This window comes from Devosia sp. YIM 151766 (assembly GCF_030285925.1).
In the GTDB taxonomy this organism is placed as follows: domain Bacteria; phylum Pseudomonadota; class Alphaproteobacteria; order Rhizobiales; family Devosiaceae; genus Devosia.
This window is the reverse complement of sequence record NZ_CP127251.1, coordinates 2,834,776-2,854,078: the sequence shown is the minus strand read 5'-3', so window position 1 is coordinate 2,854,078 and position 19,303 is coordinate 2,834,776. Positions and strand designations below refer to the sequence as shown.

At 64.3% G+C, this 19,303-nt stretch carries 16 protein-coding genes; 2 read left to right on the top strand and 14 right to left on the bottom strand.

Going from position 1 to position 19,303, the window contains the following annotated elements; genetic code table 11:
• From O9Z70_RS13995 to ertD, 6 genes are all read right to left on the bottom strand, one after another.
• Window positions 1-843, bottom strand: a complete 843-nt coding sequence (locus tag O9Z70_RS13995; protein WP_286020051.1) for an ABC transporter permease — start codon at window positions 841-843, stop codon at window positions 1-3.
• A complete protein-coding gene (locus O9Z70_RS13990) occupies window positions 843-1,733 on the bottom strand; it encodes an ABC transporter permease (RefSeq protein ID WP_502870202.1) in 891 nt (296 codons plus the stop codon). The genes O9Z70_RS13995 and O9Z70_RS13990 overlap by 1 nt, the downstream gene beginning before the upstream one ends.
• A gap of 331 nt (window positions 1,734-2,064) precedes the next feature.
• Window positions 2,065-3,732, bottom strand: a complete 1,668-nt coding sequence (ertB, locus tag O9Z70_RS13985) for a thiourocanate hydratase (protein WP_286020050.1) — start codon at window positions 3,730-3,732, stop codon at window positions 2,065-2,067.
• 108 nt (window positions 3,733-3,840) lie between these two features.
• Window positions 3,841-4,926, bottom strand: coding sequence for a thiohydantoin desulfurase (gene ertC, locus O9Z70_RS13980; protein WP_286020049.1), 1,086 nt, complete (start codon window positions 4,924-4,926; stop codon window positions 3,841-3,843).
• Window positions 4,911-6,179, bottom strand: a complete 1,269-nt coding sequence (locus tag O9Z70_RS13975) for a Zn-dependent hydrolase (RefSeq protein WP_286020048.1) — start codon at window positions 6,177-6,179, stop codon at window positions 4,911-4,913. The genes ertC and O9Z70_RS13975 overlap by 16 nt, the downstream gene beginning before the upstream one ends.
• Before the next feature lie 18 nt (window positions 6,180-6,197).
• Window positions 6,198-7,556: a hydantoin-5-propionate amidohydrolase gene (gene ertD / locus O9Z70_RS13970; RefSeq protein WP_286020047.1), complete on the bottom strand. Its 1,359-nt coding sequence runs from the start codon at window positions 7,554-7,556 to the stop codon at window positions 6,198-6,200.
• A 380-nt stretch (window positions 7,557-7,936) separates the two neighbouring features.
• Between ertD and O9Z70_RS13965 the strand changes: the two genes are divergently transcribed.
• Together O9Z70_RS13965 and O9Z70_RS13960 are read left to right on the top strand one after the other, a co-directional pair.
• Window positions 7,937-8,821, top strand: a complete 885-nt coding sequence (locus tag O9Z70_RS13965) for an amidohydrolase family protein (RefSeq protein WP_286020046.1) — start codon at window positions 7,937-7,939, stop codon at window positions 8,819-8,821.
• Window positions 8,818-10,128 (top strand): aspartate aminotransferase family protein, encoded by a 1,311-nt coding sequence (locus O9Z70_RS13960; RefSeq protein WP_286020045.1) that lies wholly within the window; start codon window positions 8,818-8,820, stop codon window positions 10,126-10,128. Before O9Z70_RS13965 ends, O9Z70_RS13960 begins: the two co-directional genes overlap by 4 nt.
• A 456-nt stretch (window positions 10,129-10,584) precedes the next feature.
• On the opposite strand, the gene O9Z70_RS13955 is transcribed toward O9Z70_RS13960, so the two are convergent.
• The 8 genes from O9Z70_RS13955 to O9Z70_RS13920 form a co-directional block, all read right to left on the bottom strand.
• Window positions 10,585-11,616: a DUF4432 family protein gene (locus O9Z70_RS13955; RefSeq protein WP_286020044.1), complete on the bottom strand. Its 1,032-nt coding sequence runs from the start codon at window positions 11,614-11,616 to the stop codon at window positions 10,585-10,587.
• Between the two features lie 42 nt (window positions 11,617-11,658).
• Window positions 11,659-12,552 (bottom strand): IclR family transcriptional regulator, encoded by an 894-nt coding sequence (locus O9Z70_RS13950; RefSeq protein ID WP_286020043.1) that lies wholly within the window; start codon window positions 12,550-12,552, stop codon window positions 11,659-11,661.
• A gap of 74 nt (window positions 12,553-12,626) precedes the next feature.
• Complete coding sequence (locus tag O9Z70_RS13945) at window positions 12,627-13,676, bottom strand: lactonase family protein (protein ID WP_286020042.1); 1,050 nt, start codon at window positions 13,674-13,676, stop codon at window positions 12,627-12,629.
• Between the two features lie 4 nt (window positions 13,677-13,680).
• On the bottom strand, window positions 13,681-14,832 hold the full coding sequence (locus tag O9Z70_RS13940; protein ID WP_286020041.1) for an alanine racemase: 1,152 nt from the start codon (window positions 14,830-14,832) through the stop codon (window positions 13,681-13,683).
• A 10-nt stretch (window positions 14,833-14,842) separates the two neighbouring features.
• A complete protein-coding gene (locus tag O9Z70_RS13935; RefSeq protein ID WP_286020040.1) occupies window positions 14,843-16,447 on the bottom strand; it encodes an N-acyl-D-amino-acid deacylase family protein in 1,605 nt (534 codons plus the stop codon).
• The gene (locus O9Z70_RS13930) at window positions 16,444-17,493 is read right to left on the bottom strand and encodes a Gfo/Idh/MocA family protein (RefSeq protein WP_286020039.1); all 1,050 of its coding nucleotides are present in this window, start codon (window positions 17,491-17,493) and stop codon (window positions 16,444-16,446) included. Before O9Z70_RS13930 ends, O9Z70_RS13935 begins: the two co-directional genes overlap by 4 nt.
• Entirely contained in the window at window positions 17,490-18,389 is a 900-nt protein-coding gene (locus O9Z70_RS13925) for a carbohydrate ABC transporter permease (protein WP_286020038.1), read from the bottom strand. Before O9Z70_RS13925 ends, O9Z70_RS13930 begins: the two co-directional genes overlap by 4 nt.
• The gene (locus tag O9Z70_RS13920) at window positions 18,386-19,294 is read right to left on the bottom strand and encodes a carbohydrate ABC transporter permease (protein WP_286020037.1); all 909 of its coding nucleotides are present in this window, start codon (window positions 19,292-19,294) and stop codon (window positions 18,386-18,388) included. Before O9Z70_RS13920 ends, O9Z70_RS13925 begins: the two co-directional genes overlap by 4 nt.
• Window positions 19,295-19,303: the final 9 nt, after the last annotated feature.

The window sequence follows — 19,303 nt, the reverse complement described above, 5'->3', positions numbered from 1 at the left end:
TCAGGCGCCACCTTTCACCGAGCGCGGATCGCCCAATTCACGCAAGGCCTCGCCCATCAGGGTGAATGCCAGTGTCGCGGCGGCGAGAACGCCGCAGGAGATCAGGACCGGAGACATGGATTCCGACAGGTTCTGGTAGCCGTCCTGCAACAAGACGCCCCAACTCGCGCTGGGCGGCCGGATGCCCAGACCCAGAAAGGACATGCCGGCCTCGATGGCGATGATGATCGGAATGTCGAGCGAGGCGAGTACGATCAGCGGTCCGGCAATATTGGGCAGGATGTGATGCAGCAGAATCCGCGCCTCGGAGGCGCCGAGCACGATTTCCGCCTCCACAAAGGGCGCCCGTCTGATGGCCAATGTCTGAGCGCGCGCGACGCGCCCGAAATGGGGGATGAGCGCGAAGCCGATCACGATCGAGATCGTGACCATCGAGGACCCCAGAACGGCGACCGCGGCAAGGGCGAGGATGACGCTGGGATAGGAGGCAATGGCGTCGAAGACGATCAAGATCACCCGCTCGACATAGCCGGACATATAGGCGGCCATAAGTCCGAGAATTGTTCCTCCGACCAAGGCGATGAAGGCCGCGCCCAGCGCCACCGCCATCGCCACGGATGTGCCGACCATGTGGCGGCTGAGCAGGTCGCGCCCGAGGTGATCGGTGCCGAACCAATGGTCCCAGTTCGGGGGAGCCATGCGGTTGAGAACGTCGATCGCGTTCGGATCATAAGGCGTGAATATTGGCGATATCACTGCCGTCAGCAGCAGGATCGCCACGATGGCGAAGCCGAAAGTGCCCGCAGGCCCGATGCTGCCGCCAAATTTGATCAGGCGCTTCATCAGGCCGTATCCTTGCTGAATCGGGGATCGGCGATCCGGAACACATATTCGGTGACGAAATTGATGAAGACGAACAGGACCACGACGACGAAAATGCTGCCTTGAAGCACCGAAAAATTCCGCGATATCAAGGCGTCGTAGATAACCGTGCCGAGGCCCTGGCGGGCGAACAGCACTTCAACCAGAACCGCGCCGCCGATCAGGCGGGCAAAGCCCATGCCGACAACGGTGATTGTCGGGATGATCGCGTTCCGAAGCGCATATTTGTAAAATACCAGCGTCTTGTTCAGGCCATAGGCGCGGGCCGTCCGGATATAATTCTGCGACAGGGCCTCCAGCATGGAGCTGCGCACCAGCCGCCCGATAATACCGACCCAGCCTATGGCCAGGGCGGTCGTCGGCAGGATCATGGCCCTGAACTTGTCCACCAGACTGGCATTTGCGGGCGCCCCGAGAACGGGCAGCCAGTTCAGCCAGCTGGAGAAGATGACCAGCAGGGCGATGCCGACGATGAAGCTGGGCATGGAAACGAAAACGATCGACAGGGAGGTGAGGACGGCATCGATGGCGCGGGATTTGGTCATCACGCCAAAAACGCCCAGGGGAATGCCGATAATGCAGGCCGCGGTCATGGAAAACAGCGCCAGCATCACCGTATTTGGCATCGCTTCGGCGATAATATCCCAGACCGGCCTGCCGGACACGACATCGGTTCCCAGATTGCCGGTGAGAAGATTTCCGAAGAAGCGGCCGAGACGGATATGAACGGGCTGATCGAGGCCCATCTGCTGGATATATTGTCGAACGAACTCAGGAGATGCCTGAGGACCAAGCAATGTCGAGGCCGGATCGCCCGGAACAACACTCATCAACACAAAAATGAGCAACATTGCTGCGAGGACGGAGGCAAAGGCCGTGACTAATCTGTCGAGAAAATCTCTCATCATTGCCTCCCTCGTTTTGTGTTAGCGGACATTGCCGTTCTTACTTTCGGCTCTCTGGCCTAGACCTTGAGCAGCCGGGCTCTCGAAAACCATGCTATTCCGTCGCAAAATAGCTTCCCATATCCCAAGTTCCGCACAGGATATATCGGCTGGCGCGCAATGCGGGCGTTTTGACACAATGTTTCATCCCGCCGCCGGCACCGGTTTCCGATGCCTTTGCAGACCGCCGCATTGAGTAAAATTATCCCGCCGGCGTTTGGCGGCGATAGATCGTCGGTCAGGTCGCCGCCAGGACGATATGGTGGATTCCCTTGGCGGCAATTTCCTCGTGGCTTTCCTCATATCCCGCGTCGGCATATCGCATCACACCCAGGGCGGTGTCGTTGGTCAGCGCATGTTCGAGCCGCTCTTCAGCCTGCGCCGTGCCATCGGCCACGACCGTCACGCCGGCTGAGGTCATATATCCGGCATAGCCGCCGCCGCCCGAATGAACGACCACCAGATCGGCCATGGAGGAGCAAAGCAGCATGGCATTCAGCAGCGGCCAATCGGCGATGGCGTCGGAGCCGTCCTTCATGCGCTCGGTCATGATATTGGGATGGGCCATGGCGCCTGCATCGAGGTGGTCGCGGCTGAAGGCTACCGGCCCGGCAAGCCTGCCATCGGCGACCATGGCATTGACGGCGCGGGCCAGCGCGGTGCGCTCGCCATGACCGAGCCAGGCGATGCGCGCCGGCAGGCCCTCGAAGGGGACGTGCTGGCGGGCCAGGCCGATCCAGTTGGTCACGATCCGGTTCTCCGCGAACATTTCGAGCAATTCATCGTCGATCTTGCGGATATCGTCAGGATCGCCCGACAAGGCCACCCAGCGGAACGGGCCGATGGCCCGCGCGAATAGCGGCCGCAGATATGCTTCGGTGAATATCTTGATGTCGAAGGCATTTTCCAGGCCGCCATCCCGGGCATGGGTGCGGATGAGATTGCCATTGTCGAAGACTTCGGCGCCGGCACTCTGGAAGTCCAGCATAGCCTGCACGTGATCCACGATGGATGCGCGGCTTGCGGCCATCAACTGGGCCTGTCCGTTGGCCCGCAAGCGCTGCACCTCTCCCGACGACATGCCCTTGGGCACATAGCCATAGACCAGGTCGTGAGCGGAGGTCTGGTCGGTGACGATGTCCGGCACGATGGCGCGGCGCGCGATTTCCGGATAAATTTCAGCGGCGTTGCCGACCAGGCCGATAGAGGTGGCCCGCCGCTCTTTGACGGCCTTGTCGATCATGGACAGGGCGGTGTCCAGGTCCGGCGCTATCTCTTCGAGATAACCGATTTGCTGCCGCTTCCGGCATTGCTCGGCATCCACATCGACACAGAGAATGGCGGCGCCGGCCATGCGCCCGGCCAGGGGCTGGGCGCCGCCCATGCCGCCAAGGCCGGCGGTCAGGATGAAGCGGCCGGCCAGCGAGCCGCCGAAACGGCTTTCGGCGATCCGCATGAAGATTTCGTAGGTGCCCTGGATGACGCCCTGGGAGCCGATATATTGCCAAGCGCCCGCCGTCAGGCCGCCCCAGCAGATCAGCCCCTTGCGCTCCAGTTCATAAAACACCTCCGAATTGGCCCATTGGCCGACGAGGTTGCAATTGGCCATGATCACCAATGGCGCCCTGGCGTGGGTTTTCATAAGGCCGATCGGTTTGCCGGACTGGATGATGAGGGTCTGGTCCTCGTCCATGGCGAGCAGGGATTCTACGATCGCCTTATGGGCGGCCCAATTGCGGGCGGCTTTGCCCAAGGCGGCATAGACGACCAGTTCGTCCGGGTTCTCGCCAACGCTCAGCACGTTTTCGAGGAGCCGCAGCAAGGCTTCCTGGCGCCATCCCTTGGCCCGGAGTTCCGGTCCGCCGGGAATGGGGAAATTCGGATGACGCGGGTTTGGAATCGGCATGATGGATCTCGATGGACCTCGTTTTCATGATGCGCAGAGATGAGGTCACCTCCCGGCGCAGAACAATTTGGTCAGCCGGGGGCTCAGCCCCGAAACTGTTTCGGGGCGCTAGCGCCCGTCCAGGGCATATTTGGCGATCTCGATGCCCATCTGCGCCTCGACATAGGGATAGACCGTGGGGTCCAGCACCGAGGCGCTGAGCGGAATGACCGACTTGGCCACCTGCAGCACGAAGATCTGCATGCCTTCGTGCAATTGTCCAACGCTGAGCGGCTCCGCATCTTCCGACAAGGTGGTTATGACGTCGGGGAAGGTGGCGATGCGCCGGCCGTCACGACTGTCGACGGCCATATATTCGTTCATGACATGCAGGACTTCGCCCGAGGCCAGGGTGATAGTGCCGATGTCGAAGGCCTCCTTGGTATAGACGACGTCCTTCCTGACGATCCGGTCGGCGCATAAAATCGTGCCCTTGGTGGTCTTGGCGATGGTCTCGATGATAGCGGTGCCGCCCTTGCCTTCGGCGGCGATGATCGCTTCCCCCAATTCCAGCGCCAGCGAGATGCCCCCCAAAGCTGCATGCCGCCTGACATAGGAGGCGCGCAGCGGATTGCGGCAGGATGCGATAAAGCCCCCCGATTGGTCGGCAGCCGTGCGCAGGATGGGCGAGACTTTGGCGGTGGCGCCACGAGTCACGAGCTCGATATAGCTGTTTTCGGCGCGATTGCCGCCCACGGCCGTCTGGATCATCGGCTCGGGTGAACCGGCCATGCCGATCGATCCCATGTCGCCGGTGGGATGGGCGCGGATATCGCCGACGGCGTCGACGACCTTTGTGCCGAGCACTGCGGATGGCAGCCAGCCATTGAGCGTCGAAGACTTGCCGTTCTGGCCCACCATGAGGCCGCTGAGCTTCCCGCCCAGGGCATCCTGCAGCAATTGCACGGCCTTGATATAGTCGACGCCACGCATTTCCCAGGGCGTGGTGGAGGCCGGGGCGCCGATAGCGGCGGCGGTGGCGATCCACTCGTCATCCCCGAGTTCTTCCACGCTGACCAGTTCCGGCTTGCCGACACTGACAGCGGCATAGCCGAGCTGGCGCCCGTGATCGGCCCAGCCGCCGCCGCCGGCGGCATAGACGGAACCGCCCTTGACGGCCGCCTCGACGTCTCGTTCTATCAGGATGCGTCCCATTTTTCTTCCTCTTGCAAGGCCTGGTCGAGCACCAGGACGGCGTCCAGGAGGACCGCTGCGCCCAGTGCGATTTCTTCGGCGGTCGTGGCTTCGTCCGGTGCGTGGCTGCGGCCGCCACGGCACGGCACGAAGATCATCGCGGCTTTGGTGATGCGGGCCATCCAGGCCGTGTCGTGGCCGGCGCCCGACGCCATGCGCCGATGCGTCGCGCCGAGGCGTTCACAGGCGGTTTCGAGCACCTCCAGCAATCGGGCATCGCCAGGAGTGGGCCAGTTGTCGGACACGATGGTCAAAGGCTCGACCAGAACGCCGGTATCCCCGGAAATCAGCGCGACGCCCAGGCGCAATTCGCTGAGGAAGCGCTCCATGTCCTCGCGCCGTTCGGCGCGGGCATCGACCAGCATGCGCACCCGGGACGGCACCACGTTTGCCGCATTGGGCACCATGTCGAACTCGCCGATTGTCGCGGCAAAATGCGCCGCGCCGCCGGCCAGGGCATTGGCGAGCGCTTCCACTTTGAGGGCGATGCGAGCCGCAATGGTCAGCGCGTCTTTCCGCAAATGCATCGGCGTCGTGCCGGCGTGATCGGCTCTGCCTTCGACGACAATCTCGATCCGGGTAATGCCGGCTATGGCGGTCACCAGACCGATGTCCAGTTTCTCGGCTTCGAGCACCGGACCCTGTTCGATATGAAGTTCGAGGAAGGCCTTGATATCGTTCCGCCGCGCCTCTTGGGCGGTGTCGCCGCCCATCTGGGCGATAGCATGCTTGAGTGAGAGGCCCTGGCTTTGACGCTCCAGCCATTCAAGGGGCCTGGTGCCGCTCATGCCACGGCTGCCGATGCAGGACACGCCGAAAATGGAGACTTCCTCGGCGAGAAAATCGACCACCTGCAATGTATGGTCGAGTTCGATGCCCTGATCGGACAGGGCGCGCGCCACTTCCATCGCCGCGACCACGCCGGCAATACCGTCATAGCGGCCGCCTTCGGGTACGGTATCGGAATGGCTGCCCAGCATGATCGTGCCCAGTTCCGGGCGACGGCCGGGAATGGTTCCGACCAGATTGCCGGCGGCGTCGACGGCGGTGATTGCGCCGGCCGCCTGCATGGCCTGGTCGAGCCAGGCCCGTCCCTCCAGGAATATCGGGGTGAAGGCGCGTCTGGTCCAGGGCCGGCCGGTCTCGGTGATGGCTGCCAGCGCCGCGATATCGTCGCCGATCCGGTCGGGGCGGATGGGGGAATTCCTGGTCATGTCAGCAGGTCCGCGGCATCAGCGGCGTCCCTCGGGGCGCACGAACCGCCCGCCGCCGGGAGCGCCTACTTCGGTGCCGTCGAAGACCTGCCGGCCGCGCAGATAGGTGAGGCCGACGGTCCAGGGCAGTTCGATGCCGTTATAGGGGGACCAGCCGACGACGTTGTGACCGCTTTCGGCGGCGTCGTAAATCCTGGGCCTGGGGAAGAGCACAGTGATGTCCGCATCGCGCCCGACGGTCAGCGCGCCCTTCGCATGATCGATGCGGAAGTGCCTCGCCGGGTTCTCGGCCATGAGTTTTGCGGCCCAGGTGAGGGGGATGTCGCGGGCCAGGGCGCCCTTGACAAAAAGCGGGACCATGACCTCCAGCCCCGGCACGCCCGAGGCATTGGCCAGCATTTCCGGATTGTCCTTGCGGCTTTGCGACCAGCTCACATGATCGGTGGACACCAGCGTGACATTGCCCCGCCGCACCTGTTCCCATAATTTCTCGACCTCGGCGCGCGGGCGTATCGGCGGGTTGATCTTGGCCTTGCCGCCCAGCCGCCTGACGTCGTTTTCTTCGTCCAGCGTCAGATAATGGATACAGGCCTCGATACTGGCCTGGAACCCCTGATCGCGGTAGCTGCGGGCGATGTCGTAGCCGCGCGACAGCGAGCAATGGACCACATGGGCCGGGCAATCGGTCTGCGCGCCGATCTCGTATATCTGCAGCGACGCCAGAAGCTCGCTCAAGGGCGGCCGGCTCAGCGCATGCGCCCGATAATCGGTAATTCCCGCCGCTTTCACTCTGGACATGGCGTCGCGCACCATGTCGTCGTCTTCGTTATGAACCCCGGCGGTCAGGCCGGTTTTCGCTATGGCGGCAAAGCATTCTTGCAGCAGGCCCGGAGAGATGCGCGGAAAGCGCACCGGATCGGTGCCGAAGGTGGAGAACTTGAAGGCGGCCACGCCGGCTTCGGCCTGTTCGGCGATGCGGGCGGGCCCTTCCGCCGGATCGATGGTTCCATAGAGGGCGAAATCCACCCGCGCCTGCGGGCGTGCATGCTCGACCTTCTTGCGGATTGCGGCGGCGGAGCAGACCAGATTGCCCTCGTCATAGGGCATGTCGACAATGGTGGTGACACCGCCGGCGGCAGCGGAGCGGGTGGACCAGATGAAATCTTCCTGATCCTTCTGGCTCAGGGAATGGACCTGGGCATCGATGGCGCCGGGCAGGATCAGGGCGTTGCCAAGACAATGGCGCTCGCGAGCCGAGGGTGCGGCGCCTTCACCGACGCGTGCCACCTTGCCGTCGCGCACCGCCACATAGCCGTCTTCGACGAGCCGGTGGGGCAATACCACCCTGCCGGAGAGCACGAGATCGAAATCGGACATTGATGGCTCTCGTTTCCAGTTGGTCGAGCATGGTCGGACAGGTGATGCACCGCTCATCCTAGGCCGAAATGTCGATGGTCAGGGAAATCCCAAATGCCGAACACGTGCTGCCGGCCGGCCACCGCTTACATTGCCCGGGCTGAAGCCACGAAATGATCCAGCGGGCCATTCCTCACCCCGAAACCAGACTGAGCCTGCCGGGCAGGGGGCGATATTATGGCGCTGAGGGGCCCGCATGGTGGGACTTTCGGGAACTTTGTGCCGGGCGCTCAAAGCGGTTGACACGGCGGCAACAGCCGAGCCAAATTGCGTATGTAAAATCCAAATTCGATGTGCAAAATTTGCCTCGGATATGGCAGTGCCCGGACGCGAGCTCGACCATGATCGTTGACGTACATTCCCACCTGCCCCAATTCCGCGACGAGGTCCCCGAAGGCCTGCGGCAGAACAATCCCGCCTGGCGGCCGGATCGTGCGGTCGAGTCGGTCTATACCTGGTCCGAATTCATGGAAGCGGCGGCGCCGGCGGACCGGTCGATCGTCTTTCCCATCAAGTGGCATCCGGGCGAGCGGACGGGGAGCGTCAATGGTGCCGACAAGCCGGGCGACTGGGACGATGTGAACCTGGCCACCGCCCAGTTCGTCCGGGCCTTTCCCGAGAAGCTCATCGGCTTCATGTCCTTGCATCCGAACGATATCTACGCGCTGGAGGAGCTCGAGCGCTGCCGGACCGATTTCGGTCTCCGTGGCATCAAGCTGGGGGCGAATTACCAGATTTTCGATCCGCTCGAAGCGCGGGCCCTGGCCATCTATGCCGAGGCGGAGCGCCATGGGCTGCCGATCCTGTTCCATATCGGCACTTCGCCGGTCCGCATGGCCCCGATCCGCTACGCGCATCCGCTGGTGGTCGATGAAATCGCCCAGCGCTACCCGAACCTCAAGATCATCATGGCCCATATGGGCCATCCGTGGACGGCGGATACCATTGTCGTGGTGCGCAAGCACCCCAATGTCTTCACCGACATTTCCGGGCTTTTCTATCGTCCCTTCACGCAATGGGAAGCCCTGGTCCGCGCCACCGAATGGAACATCCTCGACAAGGTGCTCCTCGCCTCGGATTTTCCGATCACCACGATAGGGGAAACCATCGACGGGCTGCGCCGGGTCAATGACATCGTCGCCGGCACCGGGCTGCCCCGCATACCCGAAGACCGCATCGAAGACATCATCAACAGAAACTCCCTGCCCCTTTTGGGGCTGGAATGACCAATGCCGAGACCAAGATGAAGTTTGACAATTCCAGGCGCCTGCATGAACGCGCCAATACGGTAATTCCCGGCGGCGTTAATTCCGCGACCCGCCGCCTGCCCGGGCCCTCGAGCTGGGAATGGGCGGAAGGCGCCTATATGCGCGACGTCGACGGCAATACCTTCCTCGACTATCACGCCGCCTTCGGTCCCATCGTGCTGGGGCACAACGATCCGGCGGTCAATCGCGCCGCCGCCGAAGCCATGCAGGGCCCCGATCTGATGGGTATCGGCATCAGCGAGGCCGAAATCCGCCTGGCGGAAAAAGTCGTGGAACACGTGCCCTGCGCCGAGCAGGTTCTCTGCTTCAACACGGGATCGGAAGCCACCTATATGGCGGTGCGCCTGGCCCGCGGCGTGACCGGCCGTACCAAGCTGATCAAGTTTCAGGGCACGTTCCATGGCTGGCACGATTACCTGCTCATGAACATTGCCAGCCCCGCCGACAGGATCGGCAGGCAGGATCCCGGCTCGGCGGGTCAGTTGCAGGATGCGATCGACAATACGCTGATCGCCCGCCTCAACGATCTGGAGAGCGTCGAAGCCCTGATCCGCGAAAACCCGGATCAGGTCGCCGCGATCTTCCTCGAGGCGATCCCGCACAATATCGGCTGCGTGATGCCCCGGAAGGACTTCGTCGAAGGGCTTCGCCGCCTCTGTGACGAAAACGGCATCATCCTGGTCTTTGACGAGGTCATCACCGGCTTCCGCCACGGCCTGGGGGGCTTCCAGAGCCATATCGGGGTCACCCCCGACGTCTCCACCATGGCCAAGGCCATCGCCAATGGCTATCCCTGCGCGGTGATTGCCGGCAAGCGCGACGTCATGCGCCATTTCAGCACCGAGCCCGGCGGCAAGGTTTTTGTCGGCGGCACCTATAATGGCCATCCCGTCGGGGTCAATGCGGCCCTGGCGACCATTGCGGCGCTGGAAGACGGCACCATCCACGAGCGCACTTTCCGCCTCGGTGACAAGATGCGCGCCGGCCTGGCCGAGATCGCCGAACGCCTTGGCATTCCGATGATTTCCGCCGGCTTCGGCTCGGTGTTCACGCCTTATTTCATGGAAGGCGAGATCAAGCATTACGAAGACCTCTTGCGCAACGACACCGCCAAGGACATCGGGTTCCGCCAAGGCATGTGCGATAACGGCATTTACATGCTGCCCCTCGCCATCAAGCGCAATCACGTCAGCGCCGCCCATAGCGAGGCCGATATCGACCGCACCCTCGACGTCGCCGAAACAGTGCTCAAGACGCTGGTTTAAGGGAGGGGCGATACCTGCCCCCTCTCGCGCTCATCGCCTGTTTCTCGGATCGTCACCCTCGCGCTTGACGCGAGGGCTCTTGCGGCAGCCTCCCACAGACAAAGAACCCTCGCGTCAAGCGCGAGGGTGACGAGCGGTGGTTTGGGCAGCGCGAGCGGTGGTTTTTGGGCAGGGCCGTGGCGAGCCGGCCTCTTTTGAAGTGCTCCCAGCTTTCACGGGAGCGGTGATGACCCCTCCCTCCCCCTTGAGGCGAAATGTTTACGACCTCGAGCCAAGTTGCCTCGGGACGTGAGACGTTTAGCCCCCTCCCCCTTGAGGGGAGGGTCGGGGAGGGGGTGCTGCGGTTCCTACATAGTCGGGAGCCTCGTCCTCGCTCCGCCACCCCCACCCTCAATCCCTCCCCTCAAGGGGGAGGGAGGCGCAGGAGCCGCCGATTCCGTCAAAGCCGGTAAAACTCTAAAGCTGCCGGAGCAAGCGCTCCGCTTCCCCCGGCGTCTTGGCGCCGAAGCGCATCCGGGCTGTGTAAACCTGGCCGGGTTCTAGATACAGTAAATGCCCCGCTTTTCTGGCGGCGGCCCGGCCTTCCGGGCCCGCCGTCGCCGGCAGGATCAGGCCCAGCGCCTGGCGTTCGGGAGCGCGGGTCATCCAGCGCACGCCGAAGGGCAGTTCGGGGGGACAATAGCTGACATAATCGGCGCCGCCATCCGGCAGCACCTGCATGGCATGGGCCCAGCCATCCTCTCCGGCGGGGAGTGCGAGGGTTTGCACGAATTCGGGCTCGACACGGTCATCGGCCTCGATGTCGCGGTGGCGCGCCCAGTCCGCGGCCACCGCGTCGTGCCAGGCATGAATGGCCGGCGGGGTTCCGGGCGGTAGCGCCGGCTTGTGCCAGCAAGGATTGCCGGCGCGGGGCAGGGCGTCGGCGATGCGGCCACCGGCGACCGGCCGGAAATTGATATGGCCGAGATACATGAACGGCATGGCGCTGCCGCCGATATTTTCAACCTCTATCTCGGCCTCGACATCGGCCCGGCCCGCCGCGAAGCGCAGGCGGGGCCGGAAGGCATAGGCGTGTGAAAACGCCTCCCGATCATGGGCCAGGCCCGTCAATTCCACAAATTCGCGCCCGCCGGCCTGCCCCAGAATCAGGCTGGCCCGATCGAATGGGATATTGGGCAATTCCCCATGCGGGAGATGGGTCTCGCCCGCTTGTGGCGCGCCCATCGCCGTCGCCCCGCAATGCACGAAGAACGCGCCATAGGTCTTGCGGAATTCCCGCGTCGGGATGGGTTCGGGGAATACCGATTGCATCGTCAGCCGCCGGGTTCCGGCCCAGGCATCCCATATCTGCTGGCCCTGGAACGGCAGCAGCACAAACCGCGCCGTGCCGGTTTGTAGGTCCAGCGCTTCCACCCCGGTGGCAAAGCGAAAGGTCTCGACCTGCAAGCCGCCATGATGCAGCAGCGGCCGGCATTCGGCCGCAAACATATCCCGGTGCAGGGTGATCTCGGTCGTCAGGGGCCTTCGCTCCTATTGGGCGGCGACCACGAGCCGCGGCCCCGGTTCGGGAATGGGCGACACGAGCGGGGCGAGCTTGCCGCCCATGGCCATGGAAATGCTGTCCGCCGCTTCATGAAGCATGGCCGTCACGATCGGCAGCGGCTTGGGAGCTCCATAGGTGCCCAGATAGGGCACGGTCACCGCCGCCAGGGCATTGCCGCTGCTGTCGAGGACCGGAAAGCTGATATCGATGACGCCGGGTAGCAGCCGTCCCTCGACGATTTCGCAGCCATTGGCAATGATCCTGCCGACGCTGTCGCGGGCATAGGAGACTTCGGCGGCGCTGAGATGGGTGGCGGCCTGGTCGAGATACCAGTCGCGGACCGCGTCAGGCTGGAAGGCCACCAAGGTCCGGCCCGACGAGCCGAGCACGGCCGGGCTATGCGCGCCGACGCGCAGGCGCACGCCGATGGGCTGCGGACTGTCCACCTGAGCGATGATGCACATGCGCAGACCATCGAGCACGGCAAGGTGCACGGCTTCGCCGCTGGTGATCGCCAGGCTGTTGATGATCGGCTGGGCGACGTCGACGACTCGCCTGAAAGGCGGGAAACGGGTGGCAAGGCCATAGAGCTGCGTGGACAGGACAAGGGCCTCGGTGCCGGGCGGCCGGACGATGTAACCGCGCGCCTCCAGCACGAGAACGATGCGATAGACTTCCTGGAGCGACCGGCCCAGATGCTGGGCGATCTGGCTCGGCGTGACCGGCTGGGACAATTCCGACATGAGTTCGAGGACGTCCAGCGCCTTGTCCAGCGCCGGCACCGAATAAGAGGTTCCGGCCCCGCCGCTGCGGGTCACGGCGGCGGCGCTGGCCTTCTTCTCGGTAACGGCCTTACTCTTGGCACTCGTCTTCTTGTCCATCGCCCCTCAACGCCCGTCGCCACCGCTCTCGGGCTGTCCATAAACCAGTTTACCGGCCCCCGCGAGGGGCAGCCCTACCCTATTGTGTGCGCGTGCAGCCAGCCGGCGCCGTAGCAATCGAAGAGCGGCTGGGCCTCTTGCGGAATTCCGTCGCTGAGCGGCATGGAGACGACGCTGGCCGAGTCCCAGCCCGCGATCAGCAGATGGCCGTCCCGCACCAGGATGTGCTGCGGCCAACGCACCTTCGTATCGCGTTCGGAGACCAGTTCGGGCACGGCGCCGCTCACCTCGAACGTGGCGAGCGTGTCATGCGAGCGGTTGGCGAAATAGACATGCCGGCCATCGGGCGAGCGGCGGATATCGCCGGGATAATTCCGGGTCCAGCGCGTCTTGGCCGGCCCGCTGAGCCGGGTGCTGCGCACATTGGCCCAATCGTCGGCGCCGCCGCCGAGCCGCCCCACGATCAGGTTCTCGCCCAGTTCTCCGCTGATCGCCAGGCGCCCGTCAGGGAGCGCCACGCCATGGCGCGGCCCGGTACCGGCGGGGACGGGGGTGGTGCGGATTTCGGTGAGGATATCGCCGCCCTGGCCGTCGAGCCGCAGTGCAAATTCGCGCACCAGATCGGCGCCCAAATCGATGACGATCAGGATATCGCCGACGAAGAACGCCTGATGGGGATGGGCATCGTCCTGCCGATCGGTTTCCGGTCCATTGCCGGAGAGCCGCAGCAGGGAAACGGGACCTTCGAAAGCGCCGGCCGCATCCAGCCGCTGCAGCGCCAGGGTGCTGCTGGTATAATTGGTGGCGATCAGCAGGCGGCCGGAAGGATCGACTTCGAGATCGCAGGGCTCGGCGCCTTCGCTCGATGTCTCCGACAGCTTGACCGCGCCATCGGCGTCGATCCGCCAGGCATGCAGACTGCCATCCTGCCCGGTGCCGGCCGTGCCATAGACCACAGGCAGGTGCGGATGGCCGGTCAGCGAGGACAGCTGGCGCACGGCGCCGATCTGACGCCCCGCCCAGCTCCCGTCCTGATCGCTCCAGAGCCAGAGGCCATGATGCTGCTCGATGCCCCTCGAGGCCACCAGCAGAACTTCGTCCTTTGCGAACCTGATCTTGCTCATATCTTCACTCCGATGCACCAGGACCGAAACCTTGCCAGGTATCTATAACCTGTCCAGCCGAAAGCACCGCCGCCTTTCGCAGCAGGGCGAAGGGCATGCATACATGGTTGGGGACGATTTCGATGCGGCTGCCCACCGGCAATTCGCTCGGCTCGCCTTTGCCCTTCCAGCGCAGCCAGCCATGTTCTTCCGACATGCGGTCGAGCACCCAGCCCGGCGCGTTCACGAGCAGGCCGTGGCCGGGATAGTCCTCGCGATGCGCTCCGGCCGGCACCAGGTCCGTCGACAGGGCCTTGGAGCCGGCGTCGATGCAGGCCCGGCCGGGATCAGGATGGCTGGTAACGGTGGCGATGACCCTTATGGCGGTGGTGTCGAGCGAGGCATTGCCCAGGGCGATCTGGCCCACATCGTTGAAGGCGAAGATGCCGGGGCGGATCTGGGTCACGCCCGGCACCTGCGCCACGGCCCGGGCCGAAGCCGAGGCGCCGAGCGACACGATGGGCAGAGCTATGCCCCGCGCCCGGATCGCCTGGGCGATGCCGACCATGAGCTCGCCGGCGGCCACGGCGCGCGCTTCGAGATCGGCGCGGTCCTTGGCGCCATAGGTGGTGCCTTCATGGGTATAGATGCCGACCAGCTCCACCCCGGGAACCGCGGCGATGGCTGCGGCGACATCCACCGCCTTTTGCGGGCTCACCCCTTCGCGGCCCAGCCCGGTATCGATCGCCAGCATCAGCTTTATGGTCTGGCCGGCGGCGGCGAAATGGCTGCCGGCCGCCCGCGCGGCGTCGACGCCGTCGGCGGCAAGGGTCAGCTCCGCGCGCTGCGACAGCGCCAGGGCCCGATCGAGCTTGTCGATGCCCATGACGGGATTGGCGACGAACAGATAATTGACGCCGACATCGGCAAAAGCCTCGGCCTCGCCGATCTTGGCCACGCAAAGACCATGGGCGCCCCGCTCGATCTGGCGCAGGCCGATAGCGGCCATGCGATGGGTCTTGGCATGGGGCACCAATTGCACTCCGGCGGCGCTGGCGAGGGCCGCCATCTCGTCCATATTGGCGTCGAAAACGTCACGGTCGAGCACCAGGCCCGGCGTTGCCACCGGCAGGGCGGTCCAGTCGCGTCCCTGGATTGCAGCGGATTGATCAGTCATCGCAAAGACCTCAATTCAGGTTGCCGAGGCGGATAACCCGCCCGGAGCGCTCGCCGGAGACCTTGCCCTCCCACAGCGCGAATATGCCGTTGACCATAACATGCTCGATACCCGTGGCGCTTTGCCGGGGATCGGCATAGGTCGATTTCTCGGAGACGGTTTCGGGGTTGAACACCACGAGATCGGCCAGCATGCCCTCCTCGATAGCGCCGCGATCCGTCAGCCGCAGGCGCCGGGCGGCCGAGCTGGTCATGTGCCGGATGCATTCGGACAGCGTCAGCACTTTCTCGTTGCGCACATAGGTTTCGAGCATGCGGGGGAACGTGCCCCAGCTGCGCGGATGCGGGCGATCCCCGACCAGGATGCCATCGCTGCCCACCGTATGGACCGGGTGCTGCATCAATTCGCGGATATGGGCTTCGATGCCGATGAAGAACACGCAGGGCGCGGCGCGATCGGTCGCCAAAAGGATGTCGAGTGCCAGTTCGGCGGGCTGCTTGCCGACCTTGGCGGCGCAGGCCGCCAGATTGTCCTCCATCAGCCATTCGAGTTCGGGCGCACCCGGTACGCCTGCAATGTGCACGCCATGCCAATTGACCGTCAGGCCCTGGTGGCCGTCCGACCCCGAGACATCGAGGGCATCGATGATGCGCGCGCGCGTCGCCGGATCGCGCAGCCGGGCCAATTGCTCGTCGCCGCTGCCTTCCAGCGCCCAGCTCGGCAATTGCGACAGCAAGGTGGTCATGCCGGCCAGGTAGGGATAGCTGTCGAAACTGACATCGACACCTTCGGCGATGGCCGTATCGATCATGGAAATGAGCGCCGGCAGCTTTCCCCGATTGCAGTCGAAGCTCAGATGGCAATGGGCCAGATGCAGCGCCACGCCGGCGCGGCGGGCGATCTCGAAGCACTCGCGATAACCGCCCATGGCGTCGGCGCCGTAATTGCGGTGATGCGGACAGTAAAATCCGCCATATTCCGCCACGACCTCGCACAGGGCCACCAATTCGTCCGTGTCCGAATACATGGCCGGCACGTAAGTGAGGCCGGTGGAAAGTCCCACGCCGCCCTCTTCCATCGCCTGGCGCAGCAGCGCCTTCATTTCCTCCAGCTCATCGGGCGTCGCCAGCCGGTCGGCATTGCCCATCACCATCATGCGCAGATTGCCATGGGGCACGAGATAGGCGCAATTGGTGGCGGTGCGGCCGTCCAGGCGCGCGAGATATTCGCCCACGCTGCGCCAGTTCCAGTCGAAGCCCGGCGGATCGTCGTTCCAGCCTTTGAGCTGCGACCGCAATTCGGCCAGGGTCGCATCGTTGACCGGCGCATAGGACAGGCCGTCCTGGCCCAGAACCTCGGTCGTCACCCCCTGGGAGAGCTTGGCGGTGTGGTCGGGATTGCACAGGATCTGCAGGTCGGAATGGGTATGCATGTCGATGAAGCCGGGCGCGATGGTCAGGCCCGAAATATCGATCACCCGGTCGGCCGAAATGGCTTCGGCCCCGTCGGTTACGCGCGTGATCTTGTCGCCTTGGACCAGCACGTCGCCACGGCGGGGTGGCGTGCCGCGACCATCGACGATGGTGCCGCCCGAGAACAGGATGCTGGTAGTCATGGAATGTCTATCCGGAGTTTGCCGCCGCTGCGGGCGCTTTCGTAGATTGCATCGGTGACGGCCACCACTCGGGTCGCGAGGTGAGCGTTGAGCCCGGCGGGTGCGTCCGCCCCCCGGGCACAGGCGATCAGCGCCTTGGTCGGGGCACCGGCGTCATAGACACCGGAGGCTGCCGGCGCTTCGAAGGTGACGATCTCGCCATTGGCGCGGACCAGCCGGAGATGATCGGCGATCGAATCCAGCCAGAGCTGTCCCTGATTGCCATACAGCGCCAGATGCCATTGCGGCCGCGCCAGATAGGGATGGGTCGAGGCGCTGGAGATCGCGGCGGAGCCGCCGCCCCTGAGCTCGGCATTGACGCTGGCATGCAGGTCGATCGGGGCTCCGACCGGGAACGTGCTGGCCTGAACCGCGACGATTTCATCGCCGGTCAGCCATTCGAGCAGGCCGAGCTGATGCGACATGGAAACGGCCACGGAACCGCCGGCGGAAATGCGCGGATCGGTATAGGTTGCGACATTCGACGCCTCCTCTCCGCCCCAGCCGCCATCGGTGCCGCCGGAGAGCAGCGCCCGGGTATTCACCGCCAGATGGAAGGTGAGGTGTTCGACCGTGCCGATTTCGCCTGCCTCGACCAGGGCGCGCGCCTTGGCGAAGATCGGCGCGGCGGGCCAGCCGAAGCCGATCAGCAAGTGCCGCCCGGCGGCCAGCGCCGCATTGCGCATGCGTATCGCCGAGGCCGCATCGAGCGCGAACGGCTTTTCGACCAGCACATGGGCGCCGGCCTGGAGCGCGCCGATCACCATCTCCTCATGCGCCACGGGCGGCGAGGACACGACGACGATATCCGGCGCGCGGGCCAGCGCCTCGCGCCAATCCGTCGACCAGTGCGCCGCCCCGAAGGTGGCGGCCGATTTTTCGGCACTCGCACCATCCGGGCTGGTCACCGAGATGATGTCCACGTCCGTATCGGCGGCCAGGGCGGGCAGATGGCTCGATTGGGACCATGCGCCGGCGCTGAGGACAGCAGCCTTGATCGGGCTCATTTGCCGACCCCGGCGGTGAGCGAGCCCACGACATTGCGCTGGAAGATCATGACCAGGAGGACGGGCGGCAGCATCGACATCACGGTCGCGGCGGCCAGGGCATTCCAGTTGAATTGCTGCACCGACTGGAAACCGGCCAGCAGCGGCGGAACGGTGAGCTGGTTGGTGAGGACCAGCGAATAGAAGAATTCGCTCCAGGCTTCGAGGAAGATCAGCACGCCAGCGGCCACCAGGCCCGGCTTGGCGATGGGCAGGATGATGATCCAGAGCGTCAGCAGCCGTCCGGCGCCATCGATCTTGGCGGCCTCCTCGATCTCGCGGGGCATCTGATCGAAGTAGTTTTTGAGGATCATGATCGCCAGCGGCAAGGTGAAGACGTTGTAGCTGATGATCAGCGCCCAGGGGGAGTTGAGCACCCCGATCACCCGGAACGCCACGAAGAACGGACCGATAATGGCGATGGCGGGGACGACGCGGGTGGCGATCACCGCCAGCTCGAACTGGCGCGAGCCGGGGAAGGGATAGCGCGACAAGGCGTAGGCGGCGCTGCCGGCAACGAGCAGGTTGAGCACCACCAGAACGGCAGACACGAAGAAGCTCTGCCCGATTGCCGGCAAGAGGCGGGCGCCCACATCCGTGCTGCCGAAACCCGCCCCGCCGGTGCTGCCGGTCAGCACGGACAGATAATTGTCGAAGGTGATCGAGCTCGGGAAGAAGCTGAACGAGCGCGAACCGAGCTGCTGCGGCGTGATCAGGCTGGAGACGACGAGATACCAGACCGGCAGCAGGATCCACAGCGCGAAGACGATCAGCGCGCCATAGAGCGCGATCGACTGGGCCAGACTGCGCGAGCCGCGCCCGCCCGGCTTGCCGAAGAACAAGGAGCGAATGGTCATGTCGCCGATTCCCCACGATAGAGCAGCTTGACGGTCACGAGGCCGCCGATGAGCGCCGCGACGCCGAGCACCACGGCCAGGGCGGAACCGAGGCCGATCTGGGTCACCACGAAGAGCTGGCGATAGATCAGGACGGAGAGCACCTGCGTGGCATCGCCCGGACCGCCCTGGGTCATGGCAAAGATCACGTCGAATTGCAGGAAGGCATAGATGATGTTGAGCACGGTTACCGTGATCAGCACCGGCCGAAGCCAGGGAATGGTGACGTTTTGCAGACGTTGCAGCCAATTGGCGCCATCGAGCTCGGCGGCTTCATAGAGCTCGCTGGGCAGCGTCTGCAATCCCGCGAGCAGCAGGATGCCGGCAAAGCTGGCCTGACGCCACACCGCCGCGATGATGGCGATGAACAGGGCCGTGTTCGGGTCGGCGAGGAAATTCTTGTATTCGCTGGTGAGCCCCAAGCCGACCAGCAGGGCATTCAGGCCGCCAACGCTGCCGTCGGCATACCATTTCCAGAGGATGCCGATCACCAGCCAGGGCGTGGCCCATGGAATGATCAACAGGGCGCGGGCCACACCGCGGCCGAAGAAATTCTGGTTGAGCAGCAGCGCCATGGCGAAGCCGATCACGGTCGAGAGGACCACGAACCCGACCGAGAAGACCAGCGTCACCCAGACCGAGCGCCAGAAGACGCTGCTGGTGAAGATGATCTCGTAATTCCTGAACCCGACGAATTCGCCGAAGCTCGAACCATTGGCCGGCACATTGTGCAGGCTGTAGATCACCGTAAGCGCCGAGGGGATTACCAGCAGGGCGGCCATCATGAAGGCCGCCACTGAACTCATTTTGAAGCCGAACCAGGCGTCATCCCGAACCAGCGACCCGTTAGAGTATGAAGTTGTCATGTCCGATAT

What these genes read in the sequence shown, in the direction of transcription:
- O9Z70_RS13925 (WP_286020038.1), bottom strand. Translation starts at nt 18,389, where the DNA reads ATGACCATTCGCTCCTTGTTCTTCGGCAAGCCGGGCGGGCGCGGCTCG.
- O9Z70_RS13920 (WP_286020037.1), bottom strand. Translation starts at nt 19,294, where the DNA reads ATGACAACTTCATACTCTAACGGGTCGCTGGTTCGGGATGACGCCTGG.
- O9Z70_RS13930 (WP_286020039.1), bottom strand. Translation starts at nt 17,493, where the DNA reads ATGAGCCCGATCAAGGCTGCTGTCCTCAGCGCCGGCGCATGGTCCCAA.
- O9Z70_RS13935 (WP_286020040.1), bottom strand. Translation starts at nt 16,447, where the DNA reads ATGACTACCAGCATCCTGTTCTCGGGCGGCACCATCGTCGATGGTCGC.
- O9Z70_RS13965 (WP_286020046.1), top strand. Translation starts at nt 7,937, where the DNA reads ATGATCGTTGACGTACATTCCCACCTGCCCCAATTCCGCGACGAGGTC.
- ertD (WP_286020047.1), bottom strand. Translation starts at nt 7,556, where the DNA reads ATGTCCGATTTCGATCTCGTGCTCTCCGGCAGGGTGGTATTGCCCCAC.
- O9Z70_RS13955 (WP_286020044.1), bottom strand. Translation starts at nt 11,616, where the DNA reads ATGTTTGCGGCCGAATGCCGGCCGCTGCTGCATCATGGCGGCTTGCAG.
- O9Z70_RS13995 (WP_286020051.1), bottom strand. Translation starts at nt 843, where the DNA reads ATGAAGCGCCTGATCAAATTTGGCGGCAGCATCGGGCCTGCGGGCACT.
- O9Z70_RS13975 (WP_286020048.1), bottom strand. Translation starts at nt 6,179, where the DNA reads ATGACCAGGAATTCCCCCATCCGCCCCGACCGGATCGGCGACGATATC.
- ertB (WP_286020050.1), bottom strand. Translation starts at nt 3,732, where the DNA reads ATGCCGATTCCAAACCCGCGTCATCCGAATTTCCCCATTCCCGGCGGA.
- O9Z70_RS13950 (WP_286020043.1), bottom strand. Translation starts at nt 12,552, where the DNA reads ATGGACAAGAAGACGAGTGCCAAGAGTAAGGCCGTTACCGAGAAGAAG.
- O9Z70_RS13960 (WP_286020045.1), top strand. Translation starts at nt 8,818, where the DNA reads ATGACCAATGCCGAGACCAAGATGAAGTTTGACAATTCCAGGCGCCTG.
- ertC (WP_286020049.1), bottom strand. Translation starts at nt 4,926, where the DNA reads ATGGGACGCATCCTGATAGAACGAGACGTCGAGGCGGCCGTCAAGGGC.
- O9Z70_RS13940 (WP_286020041.1), bottom strand. Translation starts at nt 14,832, where the DNA reads ATGACTGATCAATCCGCTGCAATCCAGGGACGCGACTGGACCGCCCTG.
- O9Z70_RS13945 (WP_286020042.1), bottom strand. Translation starts at nt 13,676, where the DNA reads ATGAGCAAGATCAGGTTCGCAAAGGACGAAGTTCTGCTGGTGGCCTCG.
- O9Z70_RS13990 (WP_502870202.1), bottom strand. Translation starts at nt 1,733, where the DNA reads ATGTTGCTCATTTTTGTGTTGATGAGTGTTGTTCCGGGCGATCCGGCC.